Raw genomic sequence first — 26,248 nt, forward strand, 5'->3', positions numbered from 1 at the left:
ACGGAAAAGAAGAGTGTGAGTTCAGCTGGGGATGTCGATGTAATCGATACGCTGCATCCGCTCCATCATGGCGCCCTGCCATTCGGGCGGCACCGCGATGGTGCCGATCGCCCAGCCCATGATGTCGACATCCTCCTGGTTCAACAGGCCTTCGAACCAGTCGAGCGCGATATCGTCCCAGCCCTGGTGAAGCCGGTCGAAATAGCCGCCGATCATATAGTCAGCCTCGCGGGTGCCGCGGTGCCAGGCGCGGAAGCGCAGGCGTTTCAGGCGATCTTCGCGGTTCATGGAAATCCTGTCTTCAGCAAATACGAATTAGCCCACGGGCGATTGGCAAGCCCATCGGCGGAACGTTAGAAGCCATCTAGTGATGCGTCCCGATATTCTCAATCCGTTGTTCGCCGAAGTCGAGGCGCTGAAAGGCGTGGGGCCGACGCTCGCCAAGCCGCTCAAGAAGCTGCGGTTGGAGCGGATCGTCGACATGCTGTTCCACCTGCCGACCGGCACGATCGAGCGCAAGCCGGTCAACACGGTCGAGGCGGAAGACAGCGGCCGGATCGTCACCGTGCGGCTCGTGCCGGTCAGCTATCGCGCTTCCGGCGGGCGCGGGCCGTTCCGGGTGGGCGCAACCGACCAGGCCGGCAATGTCGTCAGCCTCGTCTATTTTGGCGGTAATCCAGGCTGGGCGAAGAAGCTGCTGCCGATTGGCGAGCCGCGAATCGTCTCGGGCAAGCTCGAACTGTACGGCCAGGAATTGCAGATGGTCCATCCCGACCATGTGCTGCCCGTTGCCGAAGCGGCCGACCTGCCGGCGCGCGAGAGCGTCTATCCGCTGTCCGAAGGACTGACCACGCGCCGCCTTGGGCAGCTCGCCGAGCAGGCGATCGCTCGCGCGCCCGACTTGCCCGAATGGATCGAGCCGAGCCTGCGGGCAGCGCGCGGCTGGCCGGGCTGGCGCGAGGCGATCGTCCGCGCCCATGCCGATCCGGCCGACGAGCTGGCGCGCGCGCGGCTGGCCTATGACGAGTTGTTCGCCAACCAGCTTGCACTGATGCTGGTCCGCGCCTCGTCGCGCCGCCGGCGGGGAATGCCGCTCGTCGGCGATGGCCGGCTGCGCGACGCGCTGAAGCTGCCCTATGCGCCGACCGGTGCCCAGCAGCGCGTGGTGGCCGAGATAGAGGGCGATCTCGCGCAGCCGGTGCCGATGACACGGCTGCTGCAGGGGGACGTCGGATCGGGCAAGACGCTGGTCGCGACGATGGCGCTTCTGACCGCCGTCGAGGCCGGCGCCCAGGGCGCGCTGCTGGCGCCGACCGAGATCCTCGCGCGGCAGCATTATGAGACGCTGAGCCGCACGCTCGCCGGCCTGCCGGTCAATGTCGCGATTCTCACCGGGCGCGAAAAGGGCAAGGCGCGCGAAGCGACTCTGATGGGACTGGCAGACGGCTCGATCGACATCCTGATCGGCACCCATGCGATCTTCCAGGAGAAGGTGGGCTATCGCAATCTCGCCCTGGCGGTGGTCGACGAGCAGCATCGCTTCGGGGTCGCCCAGAGAATGCTGCTCCAGGCCAAGGCTGAACGGCCGCCGCACATGCTGGTGATGACCGCCACGCCTATCCCGCGCACGCTGACGCTCAGCCATTATGGCGAGATGGACGTCAGCCGCCTCGATGAGATGCCGCCGGGCCGACAGCCGATCGAAACGCGGGTGATCGCCGGCGAACGGCTCGATGAGATCGCCCAGGCGCTCGGCCGCCACATGGCCAAGGGCGGCCAGGCCTATTGGGTCTGCCCGTTGGTCGAGGAAAGCGAGCAATCCGATCTTGCGGCCGCCGAGAGCCGCGCCGAAAGCCTTCGCCAGCTGTTCGGCGACAAGGTCGGCGTCGTCCATGGCAGGATGAAGGGCCCGGAAAAAGATGCGGTGATGAGCGACTTCCAGTCGGGCGCGCTCGGCGTCCTCGTCGCGACAACCGTTATCGAGGTGGGCGTGGACGTGCCGAATGCCACGTTGATGATCATAGAGGGCGCGGACCGCTTTGGCCTGGCCCAGCTTCACCAGTTGCGCGGCCGGGTCGGGCGTGGCGACCAGCATTCGATATGCCTGCTGCTACGCGGCAATGCGCTCTCGGAGACATCGCGCGCGCGCCTCGCGCTGATGCGCGAAACCAATGACGGCTTCCGCATCGCTGAGGAGGATCTGCGGCTGCGCGGCGCGGGCGAGATATTGGGGACGCGCCAGTCGGGCGAGGCGGAGTTCCGGCTCGCGGGGCCCGAACGGACCGCAGCGCTGATCGAAGCGGCAACCCAGGACGCCCGGCTGCTCGTCGACCGCGACGGCGGATTGGAGGGGGAGCGCGGGCAGGCGGCGAGGACGGCGCTATATCTGTTCGAGCGCGATGCGGCGGTGGGATTGCTGCGGGCGGGGTGATGGCGGCAGCGCTCCGGTCCAGCGTTCGCCACCCATGGCCGCAGCAGCCATGCTTGTATTTTGGACAGATTGATGGAAACCTGATCGCTCAAAGGCAGGGAGAGGTCGCAATGTCGGGCTGGTGGGAGCGCGCGATAGTTCCCCATATCATTAGACTCGGCTGCGGCTGTCGGATGATGGCCGAGCATCGCGCCGGGCTGATTCCCGAGGCGGCGGGCCGGGTGCTCGAACTCGGCATGGGGGCGGGGGCCAATCTGCCCTTCTATGATGTCTCGAAGGTATCGGAGGTGATCGGCGTCGAACCATCGCCCGGGTTGCGGGCGATGGCCGCGCAGGCGGCACGCGCCGCAGGGCTGACGGTGGGGATCGAAGATGGCGTGGGCGAGGAACTACGCTTCGACTCGGGGGCCTTCGATACGGTGGTGTGCACCTTCACCCTGTGCTCGGTTGATGATCCCGAGCGGATGCTGGCCGAGGCGCGGCGAGTGCTGCGGCCTGGTGGCGTGCTGCTGTTCCACGAACATGGCAGCGCGCCGGATCCCGGGGTCGCCACCTGGCAGCGACGGATCGAGCCGCTGTGGAAGCCGGTCTTCGGTGGATGCCACCTTAGCCGGCCGGTCGGCAGCGCAATATCGCGGCATTTCACGATCGACCGGATTGACGGCTTCTATCAACCGAAGACGCCGCGTTTCGCGGGCTGGATGGAAACGGGCCGGGCGCTGGCGAGCTGATCCGGATGGTCGCCGTCCCAGCCTCTCGCCGGTATTGCAGGCGGTGAGGCTGGGACAGCGTCCTTTGGAGGACTGTGGGAGCAGCGCGCTGGAGGCCGCGCTGCTCCCGGCCTCTCACCCCATTGGCCAGCGCTGACGCTTGGCGCGCGCGGCATTGAGCATCGCGGTATAGGCATAGCTGTCGATCGGTTTGATGAATTCAGCGCCGACGCGGCCGCCCAGCGACCACATCACCTTGGCGGCGACCTGACCGAGCCGCGGCAGCGCCAGCCGGACGATCGTGCCCTTGGGCGTCTCGCCATATTCGCGCACCATGAAGCCGAGCGGCGAGATGTTGACGAGCAGCACGTCGCTGGCGTGATCCTGCGTGAACATTCGTGTCGGCAGCGCGACCTCGTCGCGCGGTGCCCGTCGCTGCTCGACGTATTTCGCATCCTCGTCGACGCCGGGCGTCGGTGTCTGGGCAATCTGGCTCATGGTTTCATGTCCTTGTTTCAATACAAGAATTGCCCACAGACCTTGTGAACTCCTTACTCGTTACGGTGAACCAAGGGTTAAGCCGTATTTCCCCTGAGCGACGATCTTCCGGAAGTTAGCCACCTTCGTCCCTGCCGTCAGGGCTTCAGATCCGTGGGGAGGATCGGCGAGGAGATTATCGCCTCCACCCGGTGCCAGCGCGCGGCCGCCGAAGCGCCGGAAGCCGCCAGATCTGCCACCATCATGTCCTGATCCAGGCCAGGCCATAGTCTATGACGTAGCTGCGATCATGCTCGGTGAAGGGCAGCGACTGCTCGGCGCTTGCGGCTGACCAACTGATAGGTCTGGATCGGGTCCAGTGCGGCGTCGCGGTTAACCTTGAAGTCGAGGTACATGGCGGCGATCGTCCGCTTGCCCCCCATCTGGTGCAACAGGTCGAGCAGCTGCGAGCGTAAAGGTTAGCTGATAAGAAGGCCGTGCTTCTTCTTGCCCAGGCTGAGCTTCAGCGTCGGTGCCTGCGAAGGCATGACGATATATTGCGGATCGCGAACCACTTCATCGTTCAACCGGATGGCGCCTTCTTCCAGCTTCCGCTTTGCTTCGCCCCGCGACGCAGCGAAGCCGATCTGCACGTTCGCATCGAGGATGTTGATCCCACTTGCGCTGATCGCGAGCGTCGGCAAATCCCCGCCTGCCGCGCCTTCCTCGAAAGTCCGCCGCGCCGTCTCGGCCGCCGCCGCCGCCGCCTCGGTGCCGCGACACATCGCCGTTGCCTCGTTGGCGAGGACGATCTTGGCCTGGTTGATCTCCTGGCCATCGAGCGTTTCGAGCCGCTCGATCTCCCCGAGCGGAAGATCGGTGAACAGCCTCAGGAAGCGGCCGACGTCCTTGTCGTGCGTGTTCCGCCAGAACTGCCAGTAATCATAGGATGGCAGCTGCTCCTCGTTGAGCCACACCGCGCCTGACATCGTCTTGCCCATCTTGCCGCCGTCGGCGGTAGTGATCAGCGGGGTCGTGACGCCATATACCTCGGAGCCGAGCATCCGCCGGCTCAGTTCGATGCCGTTGACGATGTTGCCCCACTGGTCCGATCCGCCCATCTGCAGCCGGCAATTGCGGCGGCGGGCAAGCTCCATGAAGTCATAGGCCTGCAGGATCATATAGTTGAACTCGAGGAAGCTCAGCGATTGCTCGCGATCCAGCCGCAGCTTCACCGAATCGAAGCTCAGCATGCGGTTGATCGAGAAATGCTGGCCCACTTCGCGCAGGAAGGGGATGTACTCCAGCTTGTCGAGCCAGTCGGCGTTGTCGACGATCACCGCATCGGTGGGACCGTCGCCGAAGGTCAGGAAGCGCTCGAACACCCGCTTGATCGAGGCGACGTTCGACGCGATCGTCTCGGTCGTCAGCAGCTTGCGCGCCTCGTCCTTGAAGCTGGGGTCCCCGATCTTGCCGGTGCCGCCACCCATGAGCACGATCGGTTTGTGGCCGCTCTGCTGCATCCGCCGCAGCAGCATGATCTGGACGAGGCTGCCGACGTGAAGCGACGGTGCCGTTGGATCGAAGCCTATATAGCCGGGCACCACGGTCGACGCGGCGAGCGCATCGAGCGCACTGGCGTCGGTCACCTGATGGATATAGCCTCGACTATCGAGGAGGCGCAGCAGATCGGAGCGATATTCGGTCATGACGCGCGAGCGATTAGCATGCGGGGCGGTGATCGTCATGCCCCCTTCTTTCGTCGCCCCGGCGGAGGCTGGGGCCTATGTCTCTTTTCACGACAGGTGTCATCTGAGAAGGAGGCAGACATCGATCCCAGCCTTCGCTGGGATGACGGGAGTAGATAATGCCCATCATGCTCGCGATCGGCCTGATGTCGGGCACCTCGCTCGACGGGATTGACGCGGCGCTGATAGAGACAGACGGTGCCGGGCATATCCGCCCTATCGCGTTCCGCTCTGATCCCTATAGCGCCCAGGCGCGCGAGCAACTGCGCGAGGCGGCGGTGCTGGCGCTCAGCTTCGAGAAGCCGCGGGCCAGCCCGAAGATCGTGGAGGCGGAGCGCATGCTGACTAACCGCCATATTCTGGCGGTGCGCCAGCTGCTCGCGGCGGCGAACCTCAATCGGACGGATATCGACGTGATCGGCTTCCACGGGCAGACCCTTGCCCACCGCCCCGACCGCGGCTGGACCTGGCAGATCGGAGACGGCGCCGCGATGGCGAAGGCGCTCGGTATCCGCGTCGTCAACGATCTGCGTTCGGCCGACGTCGCGGCCGGCGGGCAGGGCGCGCCGCTGCTGCCGGTCTATCATCGCGCCCTGACCGCCGGCCTCGATGCTCCCGTCGCCGTGCTCAATCTCGGCGGAGTGGGCAACATCACCTGGCTAGGGGCGGGCGCGGCGGAGGTCATCGCGTTCGATACGGGGCCGGCCAACGGCCTCATCGACGACTGGATGCTGGCGGAGACCGGATCTCCCTATGACGCCGGGGGCGCCTTCGCGGCGCGTGGTACCGTCGACAAGACGGTGCTCGGCGCGATGCTCGACAATGGCTGGTTCGATCTGCCGCCGCCGAAGTCGCTCGACCGGGCGGACTTCACCATCCAGCCGGCGCGAGGCCTGTCCGCCGCCGACGGCGCGGCGACGCTGACCGCCTTCACCGCCGAGACGGTGGCGCTTGCACTGCGCCACCTACCGGAGCGGCCGAAGCGGCTGATCGTCGCGGGTGGCGGGYGGCACAATCCGACACTCATGGCGATGATAACGGCCGCGACCGGCACCGCGGCCGAGCCGATCGAGGCGCTCGGCTGGAATGGTGACGCGACCGAGGCGGAAGGCTTCGCCTATATGGCGGTGCGCGCGCTGAACGGCGAACCGATCAGCTTTCCGGGTACGACGGGCGTTCCGAAGCCGATGACCGGGGGCGTGGTCCACGATGTCCCCTGAGCTCTCCTGAGCGGGGGCGGAGGATCACTTCTTCCTTGCCAGGCTCCGCATCGCGTCGTCGAGGCCGGACAGCGTCAGCGGGAACATGCGGTTGTCCATCAGCTCGCGGATCATGCGCGTCGACTGGCTGTGCATCCAATGGGATTCGGCTGACGGATTGAGCCATACCGCCGACGCGTAGACATTGGTCAGCCGCTGCAGCCAGACCGCGCCCGGCTCCTCGTTCATATGCTCGACGGATCCGCCCGGATAGCTGATCTCATAAGGGCTCATCGCGGCGTCGCCGACCAGCACCAGCTTATAATCATGGCCGAATTTGTGAAGCACGTCCCAGGTCGGCGTGCGTTCCTGGAAGCGGCGGCGGTTGTCCTTCCACACGCCCTCATAGACGCAGTTGTGGAAGTAGAAGAATTCGAGATGCTTGAACTCGGCGGTCGCGGCCGAGAACAGCTCCTCGCACAGTTTGATGTGCGGATCCATCGAGCCACCGACATCGAGGAAAAGCAGCAGCTTTACCGCGTTGCGCCGTTCGGGCCGCATATGGATGTCGAGGAAGCCGCGCCGGGCGGTGCCGTCGATCGTGCCGTCGAGGTCGAGCTCCTCGGCTGCGCCTTCGCGCGCGAAGCGGCGCAGGCGGCGCAGCGCGACCTTGATGTTGCGGGTGCCCAGCTCGACATCATTGTCGAGGTTGCGGAACTCGCGCTTCTCCCACACCTTGATCGCGCGCTTGTGCATGCTCTCGCCGCCGATGCGCACGCCTTCAGGATTGAAGCCGGCATTGCCATAGGGGGAGGTGCCGCCGGTGCCGATCCACTTGTTGCCGCCCTGGTGCCTGCCCTGCTGCTCCTCGAGCCGCTTCTTCAGCGTTTCCATGATCTCGTCCCAGGAGCCGAGCGATTCGATCTTCGCCATCTCCTCGGGCGTCAGATATTTCTGCGCGACCGCCTTCAGCCATTCCTCGGGGATCTCGTGGCCCTCGGCTGGTGCGTCGAGCACGCCCTTGAAGACCTTGGCGAACACCCGGTCGAACCGGTCGAGCAGCCCTTCGTCCTTCACATAGGTCGCGCGGGCGAGATAGTAGAACTCCTCCGCCGACAGGCCGATCACGTCGCGCTGCATCGCTTCGAGCATCGTCAGATGCTCCTTGAGGCTGGCGGAGATGCCCGCAGCGCGCAATTCATCGAGAAAGCCGAAAAACATCAGGCCGCTATAGCGCGTTTGTCGTGGTGGCGCGACCACCAGAGCGCGAGCAGGCTGACCAGCGCCGACGCGCTCAGATAATAGCCGACGAAGCCCAGCCCGCCGCGTTCCGCCAGATATTGCGCTACCGCGGGCACGGGCGCGGCTCCGAGGATGCCGGCGATGTTGAACGTCATCGACGCGCCGGTATAGCGCACCCGCGGCGGAAACAGCGACGGCAGGAAGGCGCCGAGCGGGCCGTAGACGAAACCCATCATGAACAGCGCGAGCGCCAGCCAGGTGAAGATCGGCGGGAGATCGCCACTCGCGAACATCGGCCCGAGCAGGAGCCCGGTCAGCGCGGTGCCGATGCATCCGGCGATCAGCACATAGCGTGGCGACTTCACGTCGGACCACCAGCCCGCCAGCAATATGCCCGCCGCCATGAACAGGATGGTGACGAGCTGTACGCTCAGGAAGGTTTCCTTGGGAATCCCGAGCGTCTTGGTGGCGTAGCCGAGCGCGAAAGCGGTCGCGAGATAATAGGTGGCGAAGCAGGCCACCGCAGCGAATGTGCCCGCGACGGTCGGCACCAGATGCTCGCGAAACAGCTCCGCAATCGGGATCTTGGCGGGTTCGGACGTGGCCAGCGCGGCCTGGAAGGCCGCCGTCTCGGTCAGTTTCAGGCGCACCCAAAGCCCAACCCCGACGAGCAGCGCCGAGCCGAGGAAGGGCAGGCGCCAGCCCCACTCCATGAACTGCTGCTGGGTCATCGCCACGCCCAGGATCAGGAACAACCCGTTGGCGGCGATGAAGCCGACCGGCGCGCCGAGCTGCGGGAACATGCCGTAGCGCCCCCGCATGCCCGGCGGCGCATTCTCCACCGCGAGCAGCGCCGCGCCGCCCCATTCCCCGCCGAGGCCGAAGCCCTGGCCGAAGCGCAGCACTGCGAGCAGCAACGCGCCGATCCAGCCGGCGGTCTCATAGGAGGGCAGGAAGGCGATCAGCAGCGTCGACATGCCCATCACCATCAGCGATGCGACCAGCGTGGACTTGCGGCCGATCCGGTCGCCGAAATGGCCGAATGCCCAGGCGCCGAGTGGGCGCGACAGAAAGGCAAGGCCGAGCAGCGTGTAGGACCAGATCAGCTGGGTGGAGGGCTCGAACCCGCCGAAGAACAGCGGCCCGAACACCAGCGATGCGGCCGTCGCGAAGATATAGAAGTCGTAGAACTCGACCGAAGTGCCGGTGAGACTGGCTAGCAGCACCCGGCGCGTGGATGGCCGGTGCTCCTGGATCTGCTGATTGTCGCTCATGGTCCGGTCCCCTCGTTGCGCCGGGGGATGGCGCGGCGAGGGGGCCGGGTCAAGAACAACGCAACTCGCAACTACTCAACGCAACATACTTGGCCAAGGCGTCGTCCGGGGGGAGGCCGGGACCTCGGGCGGCAGGGGCGAATTTGCATACATCTGCCACGCCTGAGATGTCGGCCTCCGCCGGCATGACGAAGTTCGAACGCGCTTTAACGGCACTTCACCTCGCCGCGATCGATCGAGCGGCCGATCAGCGCGCCGCCGCCGGCGCCGAGGATCGTGCCGAGCGTCGAGGAGCGGCCGTTGTCGAGGGCATTGCCGAGCAGGCCGCCGGCCACCGCGCCGATGATCAGGCCGGTGGTGCCGTCCGAACGGCGGCAATAATAGCGTCCGTCATTGCCGCGATAGATCCGGTCGTTCCGGCTGAGCCTGCGCTCCCGGTAATAGCGGCCATCGCGATAATAGCGGGCTGGATCGTAGCTGCGGCCGTAGCGCGTATCGGGGCGGTTATAATCATAGCGGTTCCAGTCGCGCCGATCATCGCGGTCATGCGCGCGGCGGCCATGCGCCGGTGCCCAGGGGGGCGGATCGGCCATCGCGACGGAGGGGACCAAGGTGGCCGCCAACGCGGCCGCGAGAATGAACTTACGCATGACTGTCTCCCTCTGGGTTCGATGCAAGAACGGAACGGACCCGGAAAGGTTTCGTGAACCGAAAACTACGTCACGTTCATCGGAGCGACAGCTTCCGGGCCTTGCAAGGCGACCGGCAAGCCCGCCTTCATAAGTAACTCGTTGTTTTTCCATAACGATCAACGCTGCTCGACTCGTCGCGCCTGCCCGCTGCTGTCCGTCGCAACGGCTGCACAACGGATGGAACGCAGAGCGCGCTGTTCCGTCGAAGCTGCGGTTCGGGGGGCTGTAATGGCCTTCGGAGCAGTTCATGCGTCGCCTTGCCATGCCCGCATGCGCCGGCTTGGCGCTGACGCTGTCGATCCTTTCCGGTCTCTCGCCGGCACGCGCGCAGGATGATGTCCCGCGCTCCGGCCAGCCGATCCGCGATGGCGGCATGGTGATCCCGCCGGATGGCTGGTTGCGCTATTGTGACGGTCATGCCGAGGATGTCGGTTGCCGCGCCGGGGCGGACGGGCCGGCATATGTCACGCTCGACGACTTGCGCTGGCGCCAGCTGAAGGCGGTCAACGATGCGCTGCGCAGCATCCGCCGCGTCGAAGACCGCAGCCCTGCCTGGCGCGACGACTGGCGCGTCGCCGACAGCAGCGGCGACTGCGAGGATATCGCGCTGGCGGCACGGATGCGGCTGATGGCGCAGGGCTGGCCCGCCACGGCGCTGCGCCTTGCTACGGTATGGACAGAGCAGCGGGCGCTCCATACCGTGCTGACCATAGAATCGTTGCGCGACGGCCGGCGGGGCACCTGGGTGCTCGACAGCCGGATGGGCCGAGTGCTGCCGTGGCAGCGGCTCCGGACGCTGGGCTATCGCTTCGCGACCCGGCAGGCGGCGCGGTTTCCCGGCTGGGTCGCGGTCGCCTCGTGACGCAGATTTTGCCGCATGTTGGGCCTGTTCCGATATGCACTCTCCACAAGCTATGCAGCAGTGAAAGAGCGAGTCGTGAACCGGTCCAAAGCGCCGAAATACTCGGCCAATCTGAACGAAATGTAAGACTTGATGATTTGTATTTATCAACTGGTCGTATGCGGAACCATTAGTGCCATCCAAGCGTCTTTGCTGCGTGGAACGGCAATAAGCCGATATTCCAGGAGAGACACCATGCGTAACTATTTGATCGCGGCCAGTATCGCCGCGTTGGCCGCAAGCAGTGCGGCCCAGGCGGAAACCGTCTGCAGGCAGGACAGTACCGGCCGCACCGTCGCTACGGTCGCCGGCGCCGGCATCGGCGCGGTCCTCGGCCGGGTGATCGACGGCGGTCGCCACAAGGAAGTGGGCACGATCGGCGGCGCCATCGCCGGCGGCATTGCCGGCAACCAGCTCGCCAAGGGCGGCAACGATCGCTGCGAAGTGTCCTACGGCTATTATGACGAGAGCGGCCGCTGGCATGCCAACCGCATCGATGCCAGCAGTGCGCGCGGCTATTATGACCGCGACAATCGCTGGGTCGAAGGCGCGCCGACCGGCTATTATGACAGCAACAACCGCTGGGTAGCGTTCAACGGCGACCCCGTGAATTACGGCTATCGCGATCGCGACGGCCGCTGGGTTCCGGTCGGCGTGAGCGGCTATTATGCCGCCGACGGCCAGTGGGTGTCGGCCAACGCGCCCGGCTATTACAGCAACGGCCGCTGGGTATCCGGCCCCGCCGCCGGCCGCTACGACGCCAATGGCCGCTGGATCGCCGACAGCAACCGCTATGGCCAGCCGACCGGCTATTGGCAGGCACAGACCCAGCCCGGCTATTATGACGAGCGCGGCCGCTGGGTGCGTGGCGAGACCACCGGCTATTATGACGCGCGCGGCCGCTGGGTCTCGACCGGGATGAGCGCCGGCCGTCCGGGCAGCGTCGCCTATGGCCGCGACCGCGATGTCCGCGCCCGCGAGGCGCGGTTCGAGACCCGCATCGAGCGGATGCGCGAGCGCGGCACGATCAGCCGGAGCGAAGCCCGCCGCGCGATGAACCAGCTCGCCTCGATCCGCCGCGACGAAGACCGCATGCGCCGCTCGGGCGGCCGCTTCACCGCGAACGAGGAGTCGGTGATCCACCAGCGCCTCGACCAGCTCGGCACGCAGCTGCGCGCGGAGCGGGACGGCGATAACTGGGTCGGCTAAGGCCGGGATCGGTGGAGGAAGAAGTGGCCGGGCAGCGATGTCCGGCCATTTTTTCGCCGCCGTCCCTGCTTGCGATACGGAGAGGGTGTCGAACGCAACCTGTCCGCCGCGCGCCGGGAGCGGGCAGAAATCCGGGTGCATGGGGTTGATTGCCCCTTTTTTGATTTTCTCGGCTGGGCAGCGTTCGGGTCGAAGCGGATCGCCGCCTCGAACGGGGCGCGGAACGGCCTGGTTTTCCCGGCGCCTCGCCATCGTGTGGGTGCGGAGGATCAGGCCGGCCATGCGCAGCGTGACGCTGGTTCCCCGCACATAGCGCGCTATTGCCCGGAACCGGGCGGAATAGATGCCGTGCTTCCGGGCGTTGCTGTTGCCGCGCGGCGCACCGCTGCCCTTGCCGCCGTGCATCCGGCACCGCCGATGGCCCGCGACCGCCGGTGAACGGCAGGGATCGCCGGAGCGCGTGCGCGCACCGCAGCGAGGCGCATTGGCGAGGATTTCGGGCTGCATGGGCGGTGCTCGGGTCCGTGAGGGGGACCTGATCAGGTGGCAGAAAATCGCCGAAAATGCAAGAACAAAACAGAAACAGAATAGGTGTTTGGGCAGGGGAGAGGTGTGTTCACGGCTGGCTGAGGCCGAGATCGGGGGCGAAGGTATGGCCGGTCGAGCGATTATCCGGCCTGTTTTGGCTATGTCCGTCATGCTGAACTTGTTTCAGCATCCACCTATCCTCGCGCGCGCCCCGCATGTGAGGGGAGCGGCCGATACACCGAGCTACCAGGAATCACCGTTACCATCGGAGGTGCTTCGGGGTGGATGCTGAAACAAGTTCAGCATGACGAGCGAGGAAAAATACCACTCTTGATGCCTAATAGATCGCTGGCTAGCCTGTTCGGCGCGGGGCCGGGCTAGCCCCGCGCAAGGGGGCTTTGTCGATGGTCAGGGGGATAGCGGGCGCGTTTCTGTGGATGGCGGCGCTGTCGGCGCCGGCAATGGCCCAGACGACGAATATCTTCGGACCCGGTACGCCTTCGTCGGTTCAGCGGAAGCCGGTTCAACTGGCCAAGATCGTGATCAACATCAAGCGTGGAGACCCCATCGGCCGGGCGAAAACTGGGTTTTTTTGCCAGTGGCCTGAGAATCTGACGTGGAGGGCGGATCCCGGTGGTATCGCTCTCGACAGGTTCGATGCGATCTTCCGGGAGGAGATCACGAAAGCAGGCTTCGACGCCATCGGCGATCCCGCGAAAATGTTCGAGACGGCCGCTGAAAATCCTGCCCGATATCTCGTCGGCGGGGCCATCAATCGCATCGACATGCACGCCTGCTATCGGGGGGTGAACCCTTACGGCAATAGCTATGAAAAATCGAGCGGCCAGGCGTCGCTTGACGTGGAGTGGCAGATATATTCGCCGATCGAACGCAAGGTAATCGCGGTCATCCAGACGACCGGCACCGCCAGCCGGCCTGACAGCCAGGCGGGCGGCGCCTTCGGGCTTATATTCGATGCCTTCGGGGGCAGCGTCCGCCAGCTGGCGTCAAGCCCCGCGTTCATCAAATCTTTCAGCGGGCCGGCCCTCGATGCGTCGGTCGCGCGTTCGCCGTCGCGCGAGATCGTGCCAATCGCCATCAAGTCGGGCCGGCGCGCGCCGGTCGCGCTCAACGAGGCCGTTGCCTCGACGGTGCTGATCTTCGCCAATGGCGGACAGGGCAGCGGCTTTCTGGTCGGTTCCGAAGGCTATCTGATCACCAACCAGCACGTCATCGCCGGCAGCCAATATGTGAAAATCCGCTGGTCGGACGGGACCGAGGGACTGGGCGAGGTGATCCGCAGCGACAAGGCGCGCGATGTCGCGCTCGTCAAGACCGACCCCAAGGGGCATCGGCCGCTGGCTCCGCGCGGCAGCGGGGTGACCATCGGCGAGGATATCTATGCGATCGGCGCACCGACCGGCGAGCAGTTCCAGTTCTCGATGACCAAGGGCATCGTCTCGGCGACCCGCGTCATGGACGGCTTCAACTTCATCCAGAGCGACGTCGGCGTGACCCATGGCAATAGCGGCGGCCCGATCGTCGACAGCAAAGGCCAGGTGGTCGGGCTGACCGTCAGCGGGCGCGAAGATCTGCCCATGCTCAATTTCTTCATCCCGATCGGCGAGGCGCTCGGCTTCCTCGGCGTTCAGATGGTGCAGACTGAGTGATGATATGACGATGAGGGCTTGCAGCCCGGTTGCGATAAGCCCGCAGGTGTTTTCCGGAACGCCCGTCATGCTGAACTTGTTTCAGCATCCACTCATCCCCGCGCGCATCCCTAACGTGATGGAAGCGGCCGATACCCGAGGCCGATCGCCAGATCTTCCCAGCTGGGATTATCCTGTTCGATCAGGTTCAGTTTCCACGCTCTATGCCAGCGCTTGAGCTGCTTCTCGCGAGCGATGGCGGAAAGCATGTCTTCGAACAGCTCGTAACGGACGAGCTTCATGACCCGATAACGGGATGTAAAACCTTCCACCGCACCGCTGCGGTGTTGGTAGAGCCGCTGCATCAGGTTGGACGTCACGCCGATATAGACCGTGCCGTTCCGATCGCTGGCGAGGATGTAGACGCATGGCTGACGTTCCATGCATCATCGCTACCATGGAAAGTGCTTCGGGGTGGATGCTGAAACGAGTTCAGCATGACGATCGATCATTACTATGTCTCGCCACGCTAAACGATACGAGAATGCTATTTACTCCGCCGCAACCCCCGCATGCCCGAACAGTCCGCCGTCCCCCGCATCCTCATTCGCCGCGACGCTCTGCTTCGCCACCTTGCGGTTGTCGAAGGCGTCCCACACGTCGGACCACTGGCCGCGCGTCGCCGCCTTCGAATATTCGGTCGCGCGGGTCTCGAAGAAGTTGGCGTGTTCGACGCCGTTGAGCATCGGGGCGAGCCAGGGGAGGGGGTGGTCGTCGATCATGTAGATCGGCTTGAGGCCGAGCTGGCCCAGCCGCCAGTCGGCGATGTAGCGGACATATTTCTTGATGTCCTTCGGCGTCATGCCGTTGACCGGGCCCATCTCGAACACCAGGTCGATGAAGGCGTCCTCGATCCGCACCGTCTTCTGGCACATGTCGAGAATGTCTTCCTTGACGCTGGCGGTCAGGCAGTCGCGTTCCTTGCAGAAGGCGTGGAACAGCCGGATGATGCCCTCGCAGTGCAGCGTCTCGTCGCGGATCGACCAGGTGACGATCTGGCCCATGCCCTTCATCTTGTTGAAGCGCGGGAAGTTCATCAGCATCGCGAAGCTGGCGAACAGCTGCAGCCCCTCGGTGAAGCCGCCGAACATCGCCAGGGTGCGGGCGATGTCCTGATCGCTGTCGACCCCGAAGGTCGCCAGATAATCATGCTTATCCTTCATTTCCTTATACTGCATGAAGGCGCTGTATTCGGTTTCGGGCATGCCGATCGTGTCGAGCAGATGGCTGTAGGCGGCGATGTGCACCGTCTCCATGTTGCTGAACGCGGTCAGCATCATCTTGATCTCGGTCGGCTTGAACACCCGGCCATATTTGTCGTGGTAGCAATCCTGCACCTCGACATCGGCCTGGGTGAAGAAGCGGAAGATCTGGGTCAGCAGGTTGCGCTCATGATCGCTGAGCTTCTGCGCCCAGTCGCGGCAATCCTCGCCCAGCGGGACTTCCTCGGGCAGCCAGTGGAGCTGCTGCTGGCGCTTCCAATATTCGAAGGCCCAGGGATATTCGAACGGCTTGTAGGTGCGGCTGGCCTGGAGAAGCGGCATGTCGACGGACCTTTCAACTATAACTGAAGATAATCGCGGCGAGCGCGAACATGACGACTGCGCTCAGGCCCTGCCTGATCGCGAAACCCTTGAGCTCGGCCGGCGTCTCGCCCGCGACGCCCTTGCCCTTCTTCGCCTTGCCGAGCCGCAGCAGCGCGACGACCGCCAGCCACAGGCAGAGCAGGCCGACCAGCAGCGACGCGATGGCGACAATCGGGATGATCGGGACATCGTCCATCGGTCAGCCTCGATTCGCCCGTTCGGGAGCTTCACTCATCACCGCACCACCCTGTAGATCGGGGCTGCGGGCCCCATATTCAACCTTTTCCACGGGACCGTCCCCACGTCGCCGGGCAGGGCGCCATCCTATGTCAGACGCCATGGTTCACCAAATGATTTCGCGGGTTATCCACCGGAAAAATCCGCGGAATTCTACAAGGGGTTGTGGTGCGCTGCGGCATGGAGCCACAAGGGGTGCTCTTTTCTCGATGGCAGGCTATGGCGCCGACACATTTTTCCTTTGTTCGTCATCCCAGCGAAAGCTGGGATCTCTCTTGGCGCTTTTCCAAGCAAGTCAGGTGCAGAGAGATTCCAGCTTTCGCTGGAATGACGGGGTTGGGTAAGTTGCTGTGTTCGAGGGGCAGGCGCTCAGGATAAACTTCAGCTGAAGGCTGGAGGCCGGGATCTCAGGAGAGGTTCGCGACGTCCATTCGGTCCCTGACGACCGAGATCCCGGCCTCCGCCGGGATGACGGAGTTGGGGAGATGGCGGCCGTTCACCTCGCTGGCAGGTCAGAGTGGCGGGATCGCCAGTGACGGGTGTCACTGGCAGGCCAGGCACTCGTCATAATCCTTCACCTCGAGCTCGATCTGCTTGAGGTCGGGCGTGTTGTCCGCCTCGACGCCGCCGGCGAAGCCCGCGCGCTGGACCGATTTCGAGCGGAGATAATAGAGCGACTTGATGCCCAGTTCCCAGGCGCGGAAGTGGAGCATCAGCAGGTCCCACTTCTCGACATCGGCCGGGATGAACAGGTTCAGCGACTGGGCCTGGTCGATATAGGGGGTGCGATCGGCGGCGAGTTCGATCAGCCAGCGCTGGTCGATCTCGAAGCTGGTCTTGTACACGTCCTTCTCTTCCTGGGTCAGGAAGTCGAGATGCTGGACCGAGCCGCCCTTTTCGAGGATCGAGTTCCACACCGCGTCGCTGTTCTTCGCTTTCTCGGTGAGCAGCTTTTCGAGATAGGGATTCTTGATCGAGAAGCTGCCGGACAGCGTCTTGTGGGTGTAGATGTTGGCGGGGATCGGCTCAATGCAGGCGCTGGTGCCGCCGCAGATGATCGAGATGGAAGCGGTCGGCGCGATCGCCATCTTGCAGCTGAAGCGCTCCATCACGCCCTGGTCCGCGGCGTCGGGGCAGGGGCCGCGCTCGCTGGCCAGCAGCATCGAGGCTTCCTGCGCGCCGGCGGCGATATGCTTGAAGATCTTGAGGTTCCAGCTCTTCGCCATCGCGCCTTCGAACGGGATGTTGCGCGCCTGGAGAAAGGTGTGGAAGCCCATCACCCCGAGGCCGACCGAACGCTCGCGCGCGGCGCTGTACTTGGCGCGCGCCATCTCGTCGGGTGCGCGGTCGATATAGTCCTGCAGCACATTGTCGAGGAAGCGCATCACGTCTTCGATGAAGCGCTTGTCGCCGTTCCACTCGTCCCAGGTTTCGAGGTTGAGCGAGCTGAGGCAGCAGACCGCGGTGCGATCCATGCCATGCTGGTCGCGGCCGGTGGGCAGGGTGATTTCCGAACAGAGGTTCGAGGTCGACACCTTGAGGCCGACATCGCGGTGATGCTTGGGCATCGCCCGGTTCACCGTGTCGTTGAACACGATATAGGGCTCACCGGTGGCGAGACGGGTCTCGACCAGCTTCTGGAACAGCGCGCGCGCATCGACCGAGCCGCGCTTCGATCCGTCCTTCGGGCTGACCAGCTCCCACTCGGCGCCATCGCGCACCGCTTCCATGAAGGCGTCGGTCAGCAGCACGCCATGGTGCAGGTTGAGCGMCTTGCGGTTGAAGTCGCCCGACGGCTTGCGGATCTCGAGGAACTCCTCGATCTCGGGATGCGAGACGTCGAGATAGACCGCGGCCGAGCCGCGGCGCAGCGAGCCCTGGCTGATCGCAAGGGTCAGCGAGTCCATCACGCGGACGAAGGGAATGATGCCCGAGGTCTTGCCGTTGAGGCCCACCGGCTCGCCGATGCCGCGCACCGAGCCCCAATAGGTGCCGATGCCGCCGCCGCGCGCGGCCAGCCAGACATTCTCGTTCCAGGTGTTGACGATGCCCTCGAGGCTGTCGTCGACCGAATTGAGATAGCAGCTGATCGGCAGGCCGCGCCCGGTGCCGCCGTTCGAGAGAACCGGCGTGGAGGGCATGAACCACAGCTTCGAGATATAGTCGTAGATGCGCTGGGCATGCGGCTGATCGTCGGCATAGGCCGAGGCGACGCGCACGAACAGGTCCTGATAGCTTTCACCCGGCAGCAGATAGCGGTCGGTCAGCGTGTCCTTGCCGAAATCGGTAAGCAGCGCGTCGCGGCTGTGATCGACCTCGATCGGATAGAGCTGCGGCGTGATCTCCATGCTGTCGATGCCGGGCTTCTTCGCCTTGGGCTCCGCCGCCGGGGCCTCGGTTGCGGCCGGTGCCGCATTGGTCCGGGGCTCCTTGGCCGGAGAATCGATGATCGTCGCCACGTCGTTCGAGCCCACTTCGCTGCTGCCAGAAAGATCCATCACGCCCGTCTCCCGCGCACTATAATAGAACCGGCCGCAAAAGGCCATGTTCGTGATACGTTCGACTCGGGGCGTTCGTTCAAGATAGTGCTTCCGCGGTGCTATTCCAGCGCCGAATTGGCGTTATCCCCAGTTTAACATGCCGCTGTGGATCATTCGCCCGGAGCCAAGCTCCCGGACGCCAGCCACCACTACTAGCGTTGCCCCTGTTGTCTTACACCACCTATAGTGCCTCATCTGAATCTGGACGCAAGAGTCAAAATGACGGTTCGGGGACTCCGCCCATCGCAAAGCGCGAAACGGGCGAGCAAATGCGGGCGGAAAAATCTTCTCGTCCTGCCGGGCGGCGAATGGAAAAGGGGCAGTGGGCCGGCGGCTGCGGGCTCCGAACCGCCCGCCAAGGGATATGTGCCCACCCCACCCTCCTGAAAGGAGGAGAGCGAGCCTAGCGCGTCCCGCCTTTAATATGAACCGCTCATCCTGAGTAGGGGCTGAGCTTGCCGAAGCCCCGTATCGAAGGACGTCCTTCGATACGCCATTTCGACTTCGCTCAATGCCTACTCAGGATGAGCGGGAAGTGCTTCAGATTAAGAGCACGCGACTCTAGCGCGTGCTATCGAACCATGGGAGCAAGACCACGACCGCCACCCCCAACCATCGAGGCAACTCGCCGACCCCGGTCTGACGATGCTCGCGCTCGGCACGGCCGGCGCGACCTTTATGTTCCTGCGCTGGACGGGGTTCATGCGGCGATAGCATCCGCGAACCAGATCAGGGGGCGCCACCGTTCACGAACGGCTGGACCCGCAAGGGAGGAAAAACCACCTCAAGCGGCTTGGTGTCGGGCAATATATAGACATATCCACCTTTTTTCCGAAAAAGGGGACGCACATTCCTGTTGTAGAAGGCCAAGGGCACGTTGATGCACCCGAATGTTATGCGATTGTCGTCGATAGTCGGAGAGAGCATCCGCTGACGCCGATGTTCCTGCTTGCTGGCTCCCTTCGGGATCGGATGGAGTGCGACGGACATGGCGTAGTCGACCCAGAGCACCTTTTGCCTTCCCGCGGCCGATCCGAATCTGGCAAGGAAGCGTCCCGCAGGCGTTGTCTTTTCCGCGGGGCCGATCTGGGCAAGATTTTTGTTGCCGATGCCGGGGCTTGCGTCATCGCCCAGGGCAACTCCGATCAATACCGGAACACTGCCGAGCGATTTCCCGCTCGAGTCGAACAACAAGAGGGAAGCAGCCTTCTTGTCGACGATGATATAGGGCAGCGAGCTATTGTCCCCTGACGCGGCGACCCAATCGGCAACGCGCGTAGCCGCCGCCGATCGGCTCACCTCATCCTCAGCTTCCGTGCCGGCCGGCTGCGACGACAGTGCCCCTGACGGCTGGGCGCTCACCTCCGCCCCTGCAGGCAGGGGAGTGGCCAGCGCAAGTCCAAGCGCTAGAAAGGCATCGATCATCGGGTGAGGCACTCGAAATGAAACAGGCGTCGCCTGCAAAGGCGACGCTGCAAATCACAATCTTATCGGCATTTGCGTGTCGTGGCCTCAGTTGCGAGGGCGCTTCCGCTGATTTTCCTGCATCCGCTGCTCGATGCCGTCCACCCGCGCATTGAGTTGATCCAGACGCTGACCGTCATTCTGCGCCTGCCCCGATGCGGCCTGTGCCTGTGCCAATGCGGACTTCGCCGTGCCATCGGTCTCCTGCAGTTTCGCCTCGAGTGCATCGACGCGCTGGCTCACGGGAGCGATCTGCTCCCTCACAAAGTCCTTCGTGGCGCAGCCACCCAAAGTCAGTGCACCAACCAAAATCATAGCCGCGGGGGCAATTTTCGTCAGAGAGGGCGACATGGCATTCTCCAATCCTTAAAAACGATACAACCCAAGACCGAGCGCTCATGTTCCGACAATTCGTTTCTGTCCGGCTGTGCATCTGCTCAGGTGAGTGGATGGCCTCCGCATCCTGATCCTCCAGGGCAGTGGATTGCTGCTCTATCGGTGTATGGAGACGCCTCAAGCGTCTGCTGTGGGCCTAGGCGACACTTGCGGTTGAAACGATAGCTGACGGATTCGAAACATGGCGCTCAAGCGGATGGACAACGTGGGAATCGTCGTCGCTGACCTCGGCAAGGCGATGGATTTCTTTCGCGAACTCGGCCTCGAACTCGAGGGGCGCGCCACGATCGAAGGAGAATGGGCCGGACGTGTGACTGGACTCGGCGACCAGCGTGTCGAGATAGCCATGATGCGTACACCGGACGGCCACAGTCGGATCGAGCTCTCCCGCTTCCTCACGCCGCCTGTCGTCGCAGATCACCGGAACGCTCCGGTCAACGCCTTAGGCTATCTCCGCGTCATGTTCACCGTGGACGATATCGACGAGACACTTGAAAGGCTCCACGCACACGGAGCGGAGCTTGTAGGCGAAGTTGTCCAGTATAAGGACGCGTATCGCCTCTGCTATCTTCGCGGACCTGAAGATATCCTCATTGGACTTGCCCAAGAGCTAGGCTGAGAGCAGCATCACCCGCCGGTTTAGCTGGCCAGGATCAATCCTAGTACCGCTCCGGCACGTACATGTCGTCGGGAACGGGGTGGCGTTCATAGTCGTCATGGCGGACGCGTTCCGGCAGGATGACCTGCGACTTCGGTACGTCCTCGTAGGGGATCTGGTCGAGTAGATGGGCGATGCAGTTGAGCCGCGCCTTCTTTTTGTCGACCGCTTCGACCACCCACCAGGGCGCCTCGGCTATGTGGGTGCGCTCGAGCATCGCTTCCTTGGCGCGCGTATAATCCTCCCAACGGCGGCGCGATTCCACATCCATCGGCGACAGCTTCCACTGCTTGAGCGGATCGTGGATGCGCATGTGGAAACGAAACTGCTGTTCCTCGTCGGTGATCGAGAACCAGTATTTGAGCAGGACGATGCCGGAGCGCACGAGCATCCGCTCGAACTCCGGAACCGAACGGAAGAACTCCTCGACTTCTTGTTCGCTGCAGAAGCCCATCACCCGCTCGACGCCGGCGCGGTTATACCAGCTGCGGTCGAACAGCACGATCTCGCCAGCCGCCGGCAGGTGCTGTGTGTAGCGCTGGAAATACCATTGCGTGCGTTCGCGCTCGTTCGGTGCCGGCAGTGCCGCAACCCGGCAGACACGCGGGTTGAGCCGCTGGGTGATGCGCTTTATGGCACCGCCCTTGCCGGCGGAATCTCGTCCCTCGAACAGCACGACGATCTTCAGGCCCTTGTGCTGGACCCAATCCTGCAGACGGATCAGTTCATGTTGTAATCTGAACAGCTCGCGAAAATAGATGCGCCGTTCGAGGTGCTCGCGGTCGGGATGCTCCTCCATGTCGGCGAGCATGGTTTCGAGACGGCCCTCGTCGATCTCCATCTCGAGTTCTTCGTCGAAGCTGTCGGCCAGTTCCTGCCGGATACGCTCCACCTGGGATGTTTCGAAAAGGGACATGGCTGTTTCCGGACGCGAGAGCGAAAGTCTGCGTTTGGCGCCCGCTGATGACAGGCGTATGACGCCGAGGCTGCGAGAAGGTCCAGAATGGACGAAAAGCAGCGATTGTGTCGAGTTCGCGACATGCTTAACAGGCATAGCCAATGTGCTGTCGCGAGGGGGGAGAAAACATGCACGGTGAGATCCAGCGGTATGAAGCGGACGGGCTGTATATGGAGAGTCGCCTCCACATCGAGCCGAGCTTCCACTGACCGCCATGGTCGACGCGTCAAGCGGAAGCGCCGCGAAGCTGCGGCGGGAAGCGGCAAAGGCACGGCTTCTTGCGCATAACACGACGAATGAGGAAGAGCGTGAGCGGCTCAGCGCCATCGCTGCGATGCTCGATCGCGAGGCGCTGGCGATCGATGCGGCATTAGGGGCCCGCCCCAGCTAAGCCGCATCCGCGACACTGTCCCGCTCCCGGACAGATAGTTGCATTGGCCAACTGGCGCGATCCACGTTAGAAGGTCGCCGAGGGGGCTGCAATTTTGCTAACGTCGTTGTGTGTGGTTTCGGAGTCGTGCTGACCGGAGGCATTTTACGCGGTCAGCGTTTGGCCGCGTTCGAATGGCGCGAGACGTTCCTTGTCCAGATCGTCCTCCGAACGCTCCTGATCGTCGCGCTCCTCGGTGGCCTGCTGGCCGCGTTCATCCTGATCGCCGCCGGCAAGGCCGATGAATTAGCGGTCGACCGGCAGCAGCACCTTATCGCGACGGTCATCGAGCAGAGCTTTCGCACGATCGAGCATGATCAGGAGGCATCGACCGTCTGGGACGATGCCGTCGAACAGATGAACGCGCCGACACGGGACGACGACTGGATCGATCGTAACCTCGGGATCTGGTTTTACACCTATTATGGGCATGACGAGGTGTTCATCGTCGATGGCGCCGATCGGATCATCTACGCAATGCGTTCCGGACGGCGCGAAGGCGTTCCGGCCTATGCCAAATCGATCGGCACCACAGTTACGCCGCTGATGTCCGAGCTGCGCGGCAAAATGCGCAACAGTGACAACAGCGGAAATGATGCGACGGTGCTGAGCCCAGGCGCCAGCGACCTCGGTACGGTTCACGGCCATCCGGCGATGATCAGCGTAAAGCCGATCGTTCCCGAGACAGATGACATCGTGGTGAAGCCGGGCAGTCAATATCTTCACGTCAGCATCCGATATCTCGACCGCAGTTTCGCCGCCGCTCTGGCACGGCGCTATGAACTTGCCGATGGCCACTTCGCCAAGGCGCCTCCCGACGACTCCAAATATCGACAGATTCCGCTGCGTGCCCGAAGTGGGAGCCTGCTTGGATATTTCGTGTGGGAACCATTCCGTCCCGGGACAGCCATGCTCGGTGAATTGGCACCGGCGCTGATCGTCGCGCTGCTGTTCGTGTTCGTGATCGTTGCGTGGTTGCTGCATCGGATAAGCCATCGCACGCTGCAACTCAGCGTGGCGAAATCGCATGCCCTGCATCTTGCCAACCACGACCCGCTGACGGGTCTAGCCAATCGTGCGCTGTTCGACAGGCGCCTTGGCCGCGAGCAGGCCCAGCTCGATCTCACCGGTCGATCCCTCGCTCTGCTGTATGTCGATCTTGATCACTTCAAGAATGTAAACGATCATCTCGGCCACCCCACGGGAGACCTACTGATCCGCGCGATGGCGCGGATATTGCTCGATCTGGCGCCCGGCGATGTGGTGGCCAGGCTGGGCGGCGACGAATTTGCGATCATCCATGTCGCCGACGATGCCGCGTCATCGGCTGAGCAGCTTGCCCAGAGCATCCACCGGGCGCTGGCCCGTCCGATCGACCTTGGCGATGGCGAAGTGCTGATCGGCGCAAGCATAGGTATCGCGGTAGCGCCCGGCGACGGCCATGATCCGGTCGAACTGGTTCGCAAAGCGGATATTGCGCTCTATGACGCCAAGCTGACGGGCCGGCGGCGTCACAGCTTTTTCACGCCGGAAATGGGTGATCGCATCCGCGAGCGCCACGAGATCGAAGCCGAACTGCGCGAAGCGATGCGCGCCGGCGAGGGCCTTAGGGTTGTCTATCAGCCCTATTTCGGTGCCCGATCCGGCGAAATGATCGGCGCAGAGGCACTGATCCGGTGGGACCATCCACTGCGCGGCCCAATGCTGCCCGAGCAGTTCATCCCTACCGCCGAGGAGTGCGGACTGATCGAGACGCTCAACGAATGGGTGCTCGAACAGGCGTGCATCGCCGCCGCGCGGTGGCCTGCTGGAATCATTTCGGTCAATCTGTCGGCGGTGCAGCTGCGCAACCCTACGCTGGCGGAGCGGATCTACACGATCGTCAAGCGGGCCCGGCTATCGCCGAGCCGGCTCGAACTCGAGATCACCGAGACCAGTTTCCTCGAAAGCAGCGAGAAATGCCGCCGCAACCTCGGCTGGCTGCGCGACATCGGGGTGCGGATCGCACTGGACGAATTCGGCACCGGTTATTCTTCGTTCAAGCATCTGCGCGGCTTCGAGATCGATCGGATCAAGATCGACCGGAGTTTCGTCTCGACCATCCAGCTCGGGCAAGGCGGAAGCCCGGTGATCCAGGCGATCATCGATCTGGCGCGGGTGAGCGCTTTGTCGACGATAGCGGACGGCGTCGAGACGGAGCAGCAGCAGCTCTTCCTGACAAGCATAGGGTGCGATGCCCTGCAGGGCATCCTGCTGGCCGAGCCAGTCGAGGCGGCCGATCTTGAGGCGCGCTTTATCGGTGTGCCGGCCCGGCCTCGCCTGGAGCCGGAAGCCTAGACAGCCTCCAGTGCGTCGGTCTCGATCATCGCCTCGACGAACTCCCCGCGCATGCAGTGGTTGGAACTCATTGCCGAACCATAGCCGCCCGCGTTGATCAGCGCGATCCGGTCGTCCTCGACAAGAGGAGGCATCGCATGATCTTCGATCCACAGGTCGAGCGCCTCGTTGATATTACCGGCGATGGTTACCCTCTGCCATCGGCTTCGGTCGGTTTCGCGCAGCCGGCACATGACGGGTTCGCACGGCAGCCCGTAATGCGCCGGCTCGGGCGCAAGGTTGAAGCCGCCATCGACCGACACGAACAGGGTCTCGCGCTTGTGCTCGACGCCCGTCACCGACAGCAGCAGGATGCCGGCATCCTTGACCAGATAGTCGCCCGGCTCGATCGCTATGATGAGGCGGCGCCCGCCGAAGTGGCGCGCGACGATGGCGGACCAGCGATCGAGATCGAGCGGCGCCTCGCCGGCGCGGTGTGGAAGGCCGAGCCCGCCGCCGATATTGACGGTGGTGACGTCCGGCAGGTCATCGAGGAACGGCGTCGCTGCGGCAAGTGCGACTTCCCAGGCATCAAGCTGCTGCGACAGATAGCCGCAGCCTACATGGAAATGGACGGTGGTGACCACAAGCCGATGATGCGCTGCGAGCGCGATCGCCTCAGCCCATTGCTCGCGATAAATTCCGAACTTGGTCGTGCGCATTCCGGCATAGGTCAGCCGGGCGTCGTCGCCATAGCCGGTACCATGGCCGGGATTGATGCGGATGCCGATGGCGCGGCCCGGCGCGCGCTCGCCGATGCGGCGGATCTGGCTGAGCGAATCGCAGTTGATATGCATCGCTGGCTGGGCGAGCAGCCTGTCGAGATCGTGGTTGGAGACACCGGTGCCGGTGTAGCTGATCTGTCCCGCGGCGAACCCGCAGGCCAGGGCATGATCCATCTCGTTCGGCGAGCAGATATCGACGCCGATGTCCCGCTCCATCGCCAGCATGCGCAGCAGTGGCGCGAAACGGTTGCATTTCATCGCATAGTAGAGGCGGTGATCGCACCCTGATCGCGCCAGTGCCGCACGAAGCCGCGCCACATTGGCGCGGATGCGCGCACCGCTGTAGAGAAAGAGCGGGCGATCGTGCTGTCGCGCCAGCGCCTCGACATCCTGTCCCGCGAAGATCAGCCTGCCATCTTCATCATGGTGAAGATCGTCGCGAGCCCACCAGTCAGCCGTCATCGCGCATCGCGAGCCAGGTGCGGCCCGCGGCATCGGGCTGTTCGCTGCGACCGGCGGCAATCCGCGGCCCCGCATCTGCACGCGAACTGGCGGTGAAGCTGGTCCTCGGTGGCGGCATAGTCGATTTCCTCGAGGAGGGTTGGGGCTTCATCTTCGTTCCTTCGTCACTACGATGAAGCCCAACTCTCCTTAAATCACAATCTCAAATCTGTGCCATTGGTGCTGACGGCGGACAGGGCATGGTCGTGCCCATGGGATTTCCAAGCGCGACGATGGTCCGCCGGCTGCGCGCTATT

General features: G+C 63.8%; 25 protein-coding genes and 1 pseudogene. 9 read left to right on the forward strand and 17 right to left on the reverse strand.

Annotated elements, in window-relative coordinates; genetic code table 11:
- Positions 1-21: 21 nt before the first annotated feature.
- On the reverse strand, positions 22-288 hold the full coding sequence (locus tag AC1DPF_RS04955) for an FAD assembly factor SdhE (RefSeq protein ID WP_477871079.1): 267 nt from the start codon (positions 286-288) through the stop codon (positions 22-24).
- Positions 289-370: 82 nt separating this feature from the next.
- On the opposite strand from AC1DPF_RS04955, the gene recG reads away from it, so the two are divergent.
- A complete protein-coding gene (recG, locus tag AC1DPF_RS04960) occupies positions 371-2,431 on the forward strand; it encodes an ATP-dependent DNA helicase RecG (protein WP_477960179.1) in 2,061 nt (686 codons plus the stop codon).
- Between the two features lie 110 nt (positions 2,432-2,541).
- A complete protein-coding gene (locus tag AC1DPF_RS04965) occupies positions 2,542-3,162 on the forward strand; it encodes a class I SAM-dependent methyltransferase (protein WP_477960041.1) in 621 nt (206 codons plus the stop codon).
- A gap of 114 nt (positions 3,163-3,276) precedes the next feature.
- Here the strand turns inward: AC1DPF_RS04965 and AC1DPF_RS04970 are convergent, their stop codons facing one another.
- The 3 genes from AC1DPF_RS04970 to tyrS form a co-directional block, all read right to left on the reverse strand.
- Positions 3,277-3,639, reverse strand: coding sequence for a PilZ domain-containing protein (locus AC1DPF_RS04970; protein ID WP_477871075.1), 363 nt, complete (start codon positions 3,637-3,639; stop codon positions 3,277-3,279).
- A 287-nt stretch (positions 3,640-3,926) separates the two neighbouring features.
- A complete protein-coding gene (locus AC1DPF_RS04975; RefSeq protein WP_477960043.1) occupies positions 3,927-4,070 on the reverse strand; it encodes a hypothetical protein in 144 nt (47 codons plus the stop codon).
- A 27-nt stretch (positions 4,071-4,097) separates the two neighbouring features.
- Entirely contained in the window at positions 4,098-5,327 is a 1,230-nt protein-coding gene (tyrS, locus tag AC1DPF_RS04980) for a tyrosine--tRNA ligase (protein WP_477960181.1), read from the reverse strand.
- A 167-nt stretch (positions 5,328-5,494) separates the two neighbouring features.
- Here tyrS and AC1DPF_RS04985 point away from each other — a divergent pair, with 167 nt between their 5' ends.
- Entirely contained in the window at positions 5,495-6,586 is a 1,092-nt protein-coding gene (locus AC1DPF_RS04985) for an anhydro-N-acetylmuramic acid kinase (protein WP_477960183.1), read from the forward strand.
- A 24-nt stretch (positions 6,587-6,610) separates the two neighbouring features.
- Here the strand turns inward: AC1DPF_RS04985 and AC1DPF_RS04990 are convergent, their stop codons facing one another.
- From AC1DPF_RS04990 to AC1DPF_RS05000, 3 genes are all read right to left on the reverse strand, one after another.
- On the reverse strand, positions 6,611-7,786 hold the full coding sequence (locus AC1DPF_RS04990) for a vWA domain-containing protein (RefSeq protein WP_477871069.1): 1,176 nt from the start codon (positions 7,784-7,786) through the stop codon (positions 6,611-6,613).
- The gene (locus AC1DPF_RS04995) at positions 7,786-9,081 is read right to left on the reverse strand and encodes an MFS transporter (RefSeq protein WP_477871068.1); all 1,296 of its coding nucleotides are present in this window, start codon (positions 9,079-9,081) and stop codon (positions 7,786-7,788) included. Before AC1DPF_RS04995 ends, AC1DPF_RS04990 begins: the two co-directional genes overlap by 1 nt.
- A gap of 206 nt (positions 9,082-9,287) precedes the next feature.
- Entirely contained in the window at positions 9,288-9,731 is a 444-nt protein-coding gene (locus AC1DPF_RS05000) for a glycine zipper 2TM domain-containing protein (protein WP_477871066.1), read from the reverse strand.
- A 289-nt stretch (positions 9,732-10,020) separates the two neighbouring features.
- Here AC1DPF_RS05000 and AC1DPF_RS05005 point away from each other — a divergent pair, with 289 nt between their 5' ends.
- Complete coding sequence (locus AC1DPF_RS05005) at positions 10,021-10,635, forward strand: transglutaminase-like cysteine peptidase (RefSeq protein WP_477871064.1); 615 nt, start codon at positions 10,021-10,023, stop codon at positions 10,633-10,635.
- Between the two features lie 234 nt (positions 10,636-10,869).
- Complete coding sequence (locus tag AC1DPF_RS05010; RefSeq protein ID WP_477960044.1) at positions 10,870-11,883, forward strand: glycine zipper 2TM domain-containing protein; 1,014 nt, start codon at positions 10,870-10,872, stop codon at positions 11,881-11,883.
- A 390-nt stretch (positions 11,884-12,273) separates the two neighbouring features.
- On the opposite strand, the pseudogene AC1DPF_RS05015 reads toward AC1DPF_RS05010, so the two are convergent.
- A pseudogene (locus tag AC1DPF_RS05015) lies at positions 12,274-12,582 on the reverse strand (HGGxSTG domain-containing protein); the annotation flags it as partial.
- 233 nt (positions 12,583-12,815) lie between these two features.
- Between AC1DPF_RS05015 and AC1DPF_RS05020 the strand changes: the two are divergent.
- Positions 12,816-14,081, forward strand: a complete 1,266-nt coding sequence (locus tag AC1DPF_RS05020) for a S1C family serine protease (protein WP_477871060.1) — start codon at positions 12,816-12,818, stop codon at positions 14,079-14,081.
- Positions 14,082-14,191: 110 nt separating this feature from the next.
- Here the strand turns inward: AC1DPF_RS05020 and AC1DPF_RS05025 are convergent, their stop codons facing one another.
- The 6 genes from AC1DPF_RS05025 to AC1DPF_RS05050 form a co-directional block, all read right to left on the reverse strand.
- Positions 14,192-14,503: a GIY-YIG nuclease family protein gene (locus AC1DPF_RS05025; RefSeq protein ID WP_477960046.1), complete on the reverse strand. Its 312-nt coding sequence runs from the start codon at positions 14,501-14,503 to the stop codon at positions 14,192-14,194.
- Between the two features lie 108 nt (positions 14,504-14,611).
- Entirely contained in the window at positions 14,612-15,664 is a 1,053-nt protein-coding gene (locus AC1DPF_RS05030) for a ribonucleotide-diphosphate reductase subunit beta (RefSeq protein ID WP_477871054.1), read from the reverse strand.
- A gap of 13 nt (positions 15,665-15,677) precedes the next feature.
- The gene (locus tag AC1DPF_RS05035; RefSeq protein WP_477871052.1) at positions 15,678-15,902 is read right to left on the reverse strand and encodes a hypothetical protein; all 225 of its coding nucleotides are present in this window, start codon (positions 15,900-15,902) and stop codon (positions 15,678-15,680) included.
- Between the two features lie 583 nt (positions 15,903-16,485).
- Positions 16,486-18,441, reverse strand: coding sequence for a ribonucleoside-diphosphate reductase subunit alpha (locus AC1DPF_RS05040; RefSeq protein WP_477960185.1), 1,956 nt, complete (start codon positions 18,439-18,441; stop codon positions 16,486-16,488).
- 771 nt (positions 18,442-19,212) lie between these two features.
- Entirely contained in the window at positions 19,213-19,908 is a 696-nt protein-coding gene (locus tag AC1DPF_RS05045) for a hypothetical protein (protein ID WP_477960048.1), read from the reverse strand.
- 87 nt (positions 19,909-19,995) lie between these two features.
- A complete protein-coding gene (locus AC1DPF_RS05050; protein WP_477871048.1) occupies positions 19,996-20,298 on the reverse strand; it encodes a hypothetical protein in 303 nt (100 codons plus the stop codon).
- Between the two features lie 226 nt (positions 20,299-20,524).
- Here AC1DPF_RS05050 and AC1DPF_RS05055 point away from each other — a divergent pair, with 226 nt between their 5' ends.
- Positions 20,525-20,962, forward strand: coding sequence for a VOC family protein (locus AC1DPF_RS05055; RefSeq protein ID WP_477871046.1), 438 nt, complete (start codon positions 20,525-20,527; stop codon positions 20,960-20,962).
- 40 nt (positions 20,963-21,002) lie between these two features.
- Here AC1DPF_RS05055 and ppk2 read toward each other — a convergent pair whose 3' ends face one another.
- Positions 21,003-21,917: a polyphosphate kinase 2 gene (gene ppk2, locus AC1DPF_RS05060; protein WP_477960050.1), complete on the reverse strand. Its 915-nt coding sequence runs from the start codon at positions 21,915-21,917 to the stop codon at positions 21,003-21,005.
- A gap of 256 nt (positions 21,918-22,173) precedes the next feature.
- Here ppk2 and AC1DPF_RS05065 point away from each other — a divergent pair, with 256 nt between their 5' ends.
- Positions 22,174-22,350 (forward strand): hypothetical protein, encoded by a 177-nt coding sequence (locus tag AC1DPF_RS05065; RefSeq protein ID WP_477871042.1) that lies wholly within the window; start codon positions 22,174-22,176, stop codon positions 22,348-22,350.
- A gap of 108 nt (positions 22,351-22,458) precedes the next feature.
- On the forward strand, positions 22,459-24,726 hold the full coding sequence (locus AC1DPF_RS05070; RefSeq protein WP_477960052.1) for a bifunctional diguanylate cyclase/phosphodiesterase: 2,268 nt from the start codon (positions 22,459-22,461) through the stop codon (positions 24,724-24,726).
- On the opposite strand, the gene AC1DPF_RS05075 is transcribed toward AC1DPF_RS05070, so the two are convergent.
- Entirely contained in the window at positions 24,723-25,952 is a 1,230-nt protein-coding gene (locus AC1DPF_RS05075) for a diaminopimelate decarboxylase (RefSeq protein WP_477960054.1), read from the reverse strand. The genes AC1DPF_RS05070 and AC1DPF_RS05075 overlap by 4 nt on opposite strands.
- Positions 25,942-26,070, reverse strand: a complete 129-nt coding sequence (locus tag AC1DPF_RS05080; protein WP_477960056.1) for a hypothetical protein — start codon at positions 26,068-26,070, stop codon at positions 25,942-25,944. Before AC1DPF_RS05080 ends, AC1DPF_RS05075 begins: the two co-directional genes overlap by 11 nt.
- Positions 26,071-26,248: the final 178 nt, after the last annotated feature.

It is taken from the genome of Rhizorhabdus sp. P4_G6, assembly GCF_056401045.1.

Coding starts and splice junctions, on each gene's coding strand:
- AC1DPF_RS04955 (WP_477871079.1), bottom strand. CDS start 288: ATGAACCGCGAAGATCGCCTGAAACGCCTGCGCTTCCGCGCCTGGCAC.
- AC1DPF_RS05025 (WP_477960046.1), bottom strand. CDS start 14,503: ATGGAACGTCAGCCATGCGTCTACATCCTCGCCAGCGATCGGAACGGC.
- recG (WP_477960179.1), top strand. CDS start 371: ATGCGTCCCGATATTCTCAATCCGTTGTTCGCCGAAGTCGAGGCGCTG.
- AC1DPF_RS05000 (WP_477871066.1), bottom strand. CDS start 9,731: ATGCGTAAGTTCATTCTCGCGGCCGCGTTGGCGGCCACCTTGGTCCCC.
- ppk2 (WP_477960050.1), bottom strand. CDS start 21,917: ATGTCCCTTTTCGAAACATCCCAGGTGGAGCGTATCCGGCAGGAACTG.
- AC1DPF_RS05050 (WP_477871048.1), bottom strand. CDS start 20,298: ATGTCGCCCTCTCTGACGAAAATTGCCCCCGCGGCTATGATTTTGGTT.
- AC1DPF_RS04990 (WP_477871069.1), bottom strand. CDS start 7,786: ATGTTTTTCGGCTTTCTCGATGAATTGCGCGCTGCGGGCATCTCCGCC.
- AC1DPF_RS05035 (WP_477871052.1), bottom strand. CDS start 15,902: ATGGACGATGTCCCGATCATCCCGATTGTCGCCATCGCGTCGCTGCTG.
- AC1DPF_RS05005 (WP_477871064.1), top strand. CDS start 10,021: ATGCGTCGCCTTGCCATGCCCGCATGCGCCGGCTTGGCGCTGACGCTG.
- AC1DPF_RS05065 (WP_477871042.1), top strand. CDS start 22,174: ATGGTCGACGCGTCAAGCGGAAGCGCCGCGAAGCTGCGGCGGGAAGCG.
- AC1DPF_RS05080 (WP_477960056.1), bottom strand. CDS start 26,070: ATGCCGCCACCGAGGACCAGCTTCACCGCCAGTTCGCGTGCAGATGCG.
- AC1DPF_RS04995 (WP_477871068.1), bottom strand. CDS start 9,081: ATGAGCGACAATCAGCAGATCCAGGAGCACCGGCCATCCACGCGCCGG.
- AC1DPF_RS05045 (WP_477960048.1), bottom strand. CDS start 19,908: ATGATCGATGCCTTTCTAGCGCTTGGACTTGCGCTGGCCACTCCCCTG.
- AC1DPF_RS05020 (WP_477871060.1), top strand. CDS start 12,816: ATGGTCAGGGGGATAGCGGGCGCGTTTCTGTGGATGGCGGCGCTGTCG.
- AC1DPF_RS04965 (WP_477960041.1), top strand. CDS start 2,542: ATGTCGGGCTGGTGGGAGCGCGCGATAGTTCCCCATATCATTAGACTC.
- AC1DPF_RS05055 (WP_477871046.1), top strand. CDS start 20,525: ATGGCGCTCAAGCGGATGGACAACGTGGGAATCGTCGTCGCTGACCTC.
- AC1DPF_RS05010 (WP_477960044.1), top strand. CDS start 10,870: ATGCGTAACTATTTGATCGCGGCCAGTATCGCCGCGTTGGCCGCAAGC.
- tyrS (WP_477960181.1), bottom strand. CDS start 5,327: ATGACCGAATATCGCTCCGATCTGCTGCGCCTCCTCGATAGTCGAGGC.
- AC1DPF_RS04970 (WP_477871075.1), bottom strand. CDS start 3,639: ATGAGCCAGATTGCCCAGACACCGACGCCCGGCGTCGACGAGGATGCG.
- AC1DPF_RS05075 (WP_477960054.1), bottom strand. CDS start 25,952: ATGACGGCTGACTGGTGGGCTCGCGACGATCTTCACCATGATGAAGAT.
- AC1DPF_RS05030 (WP_477871054.1), bottom strand. CDS start 15,664: ATGCCGCTTCTCCAGGCCAGCCGCACCTACAAGCCGTTCGAATATCCC.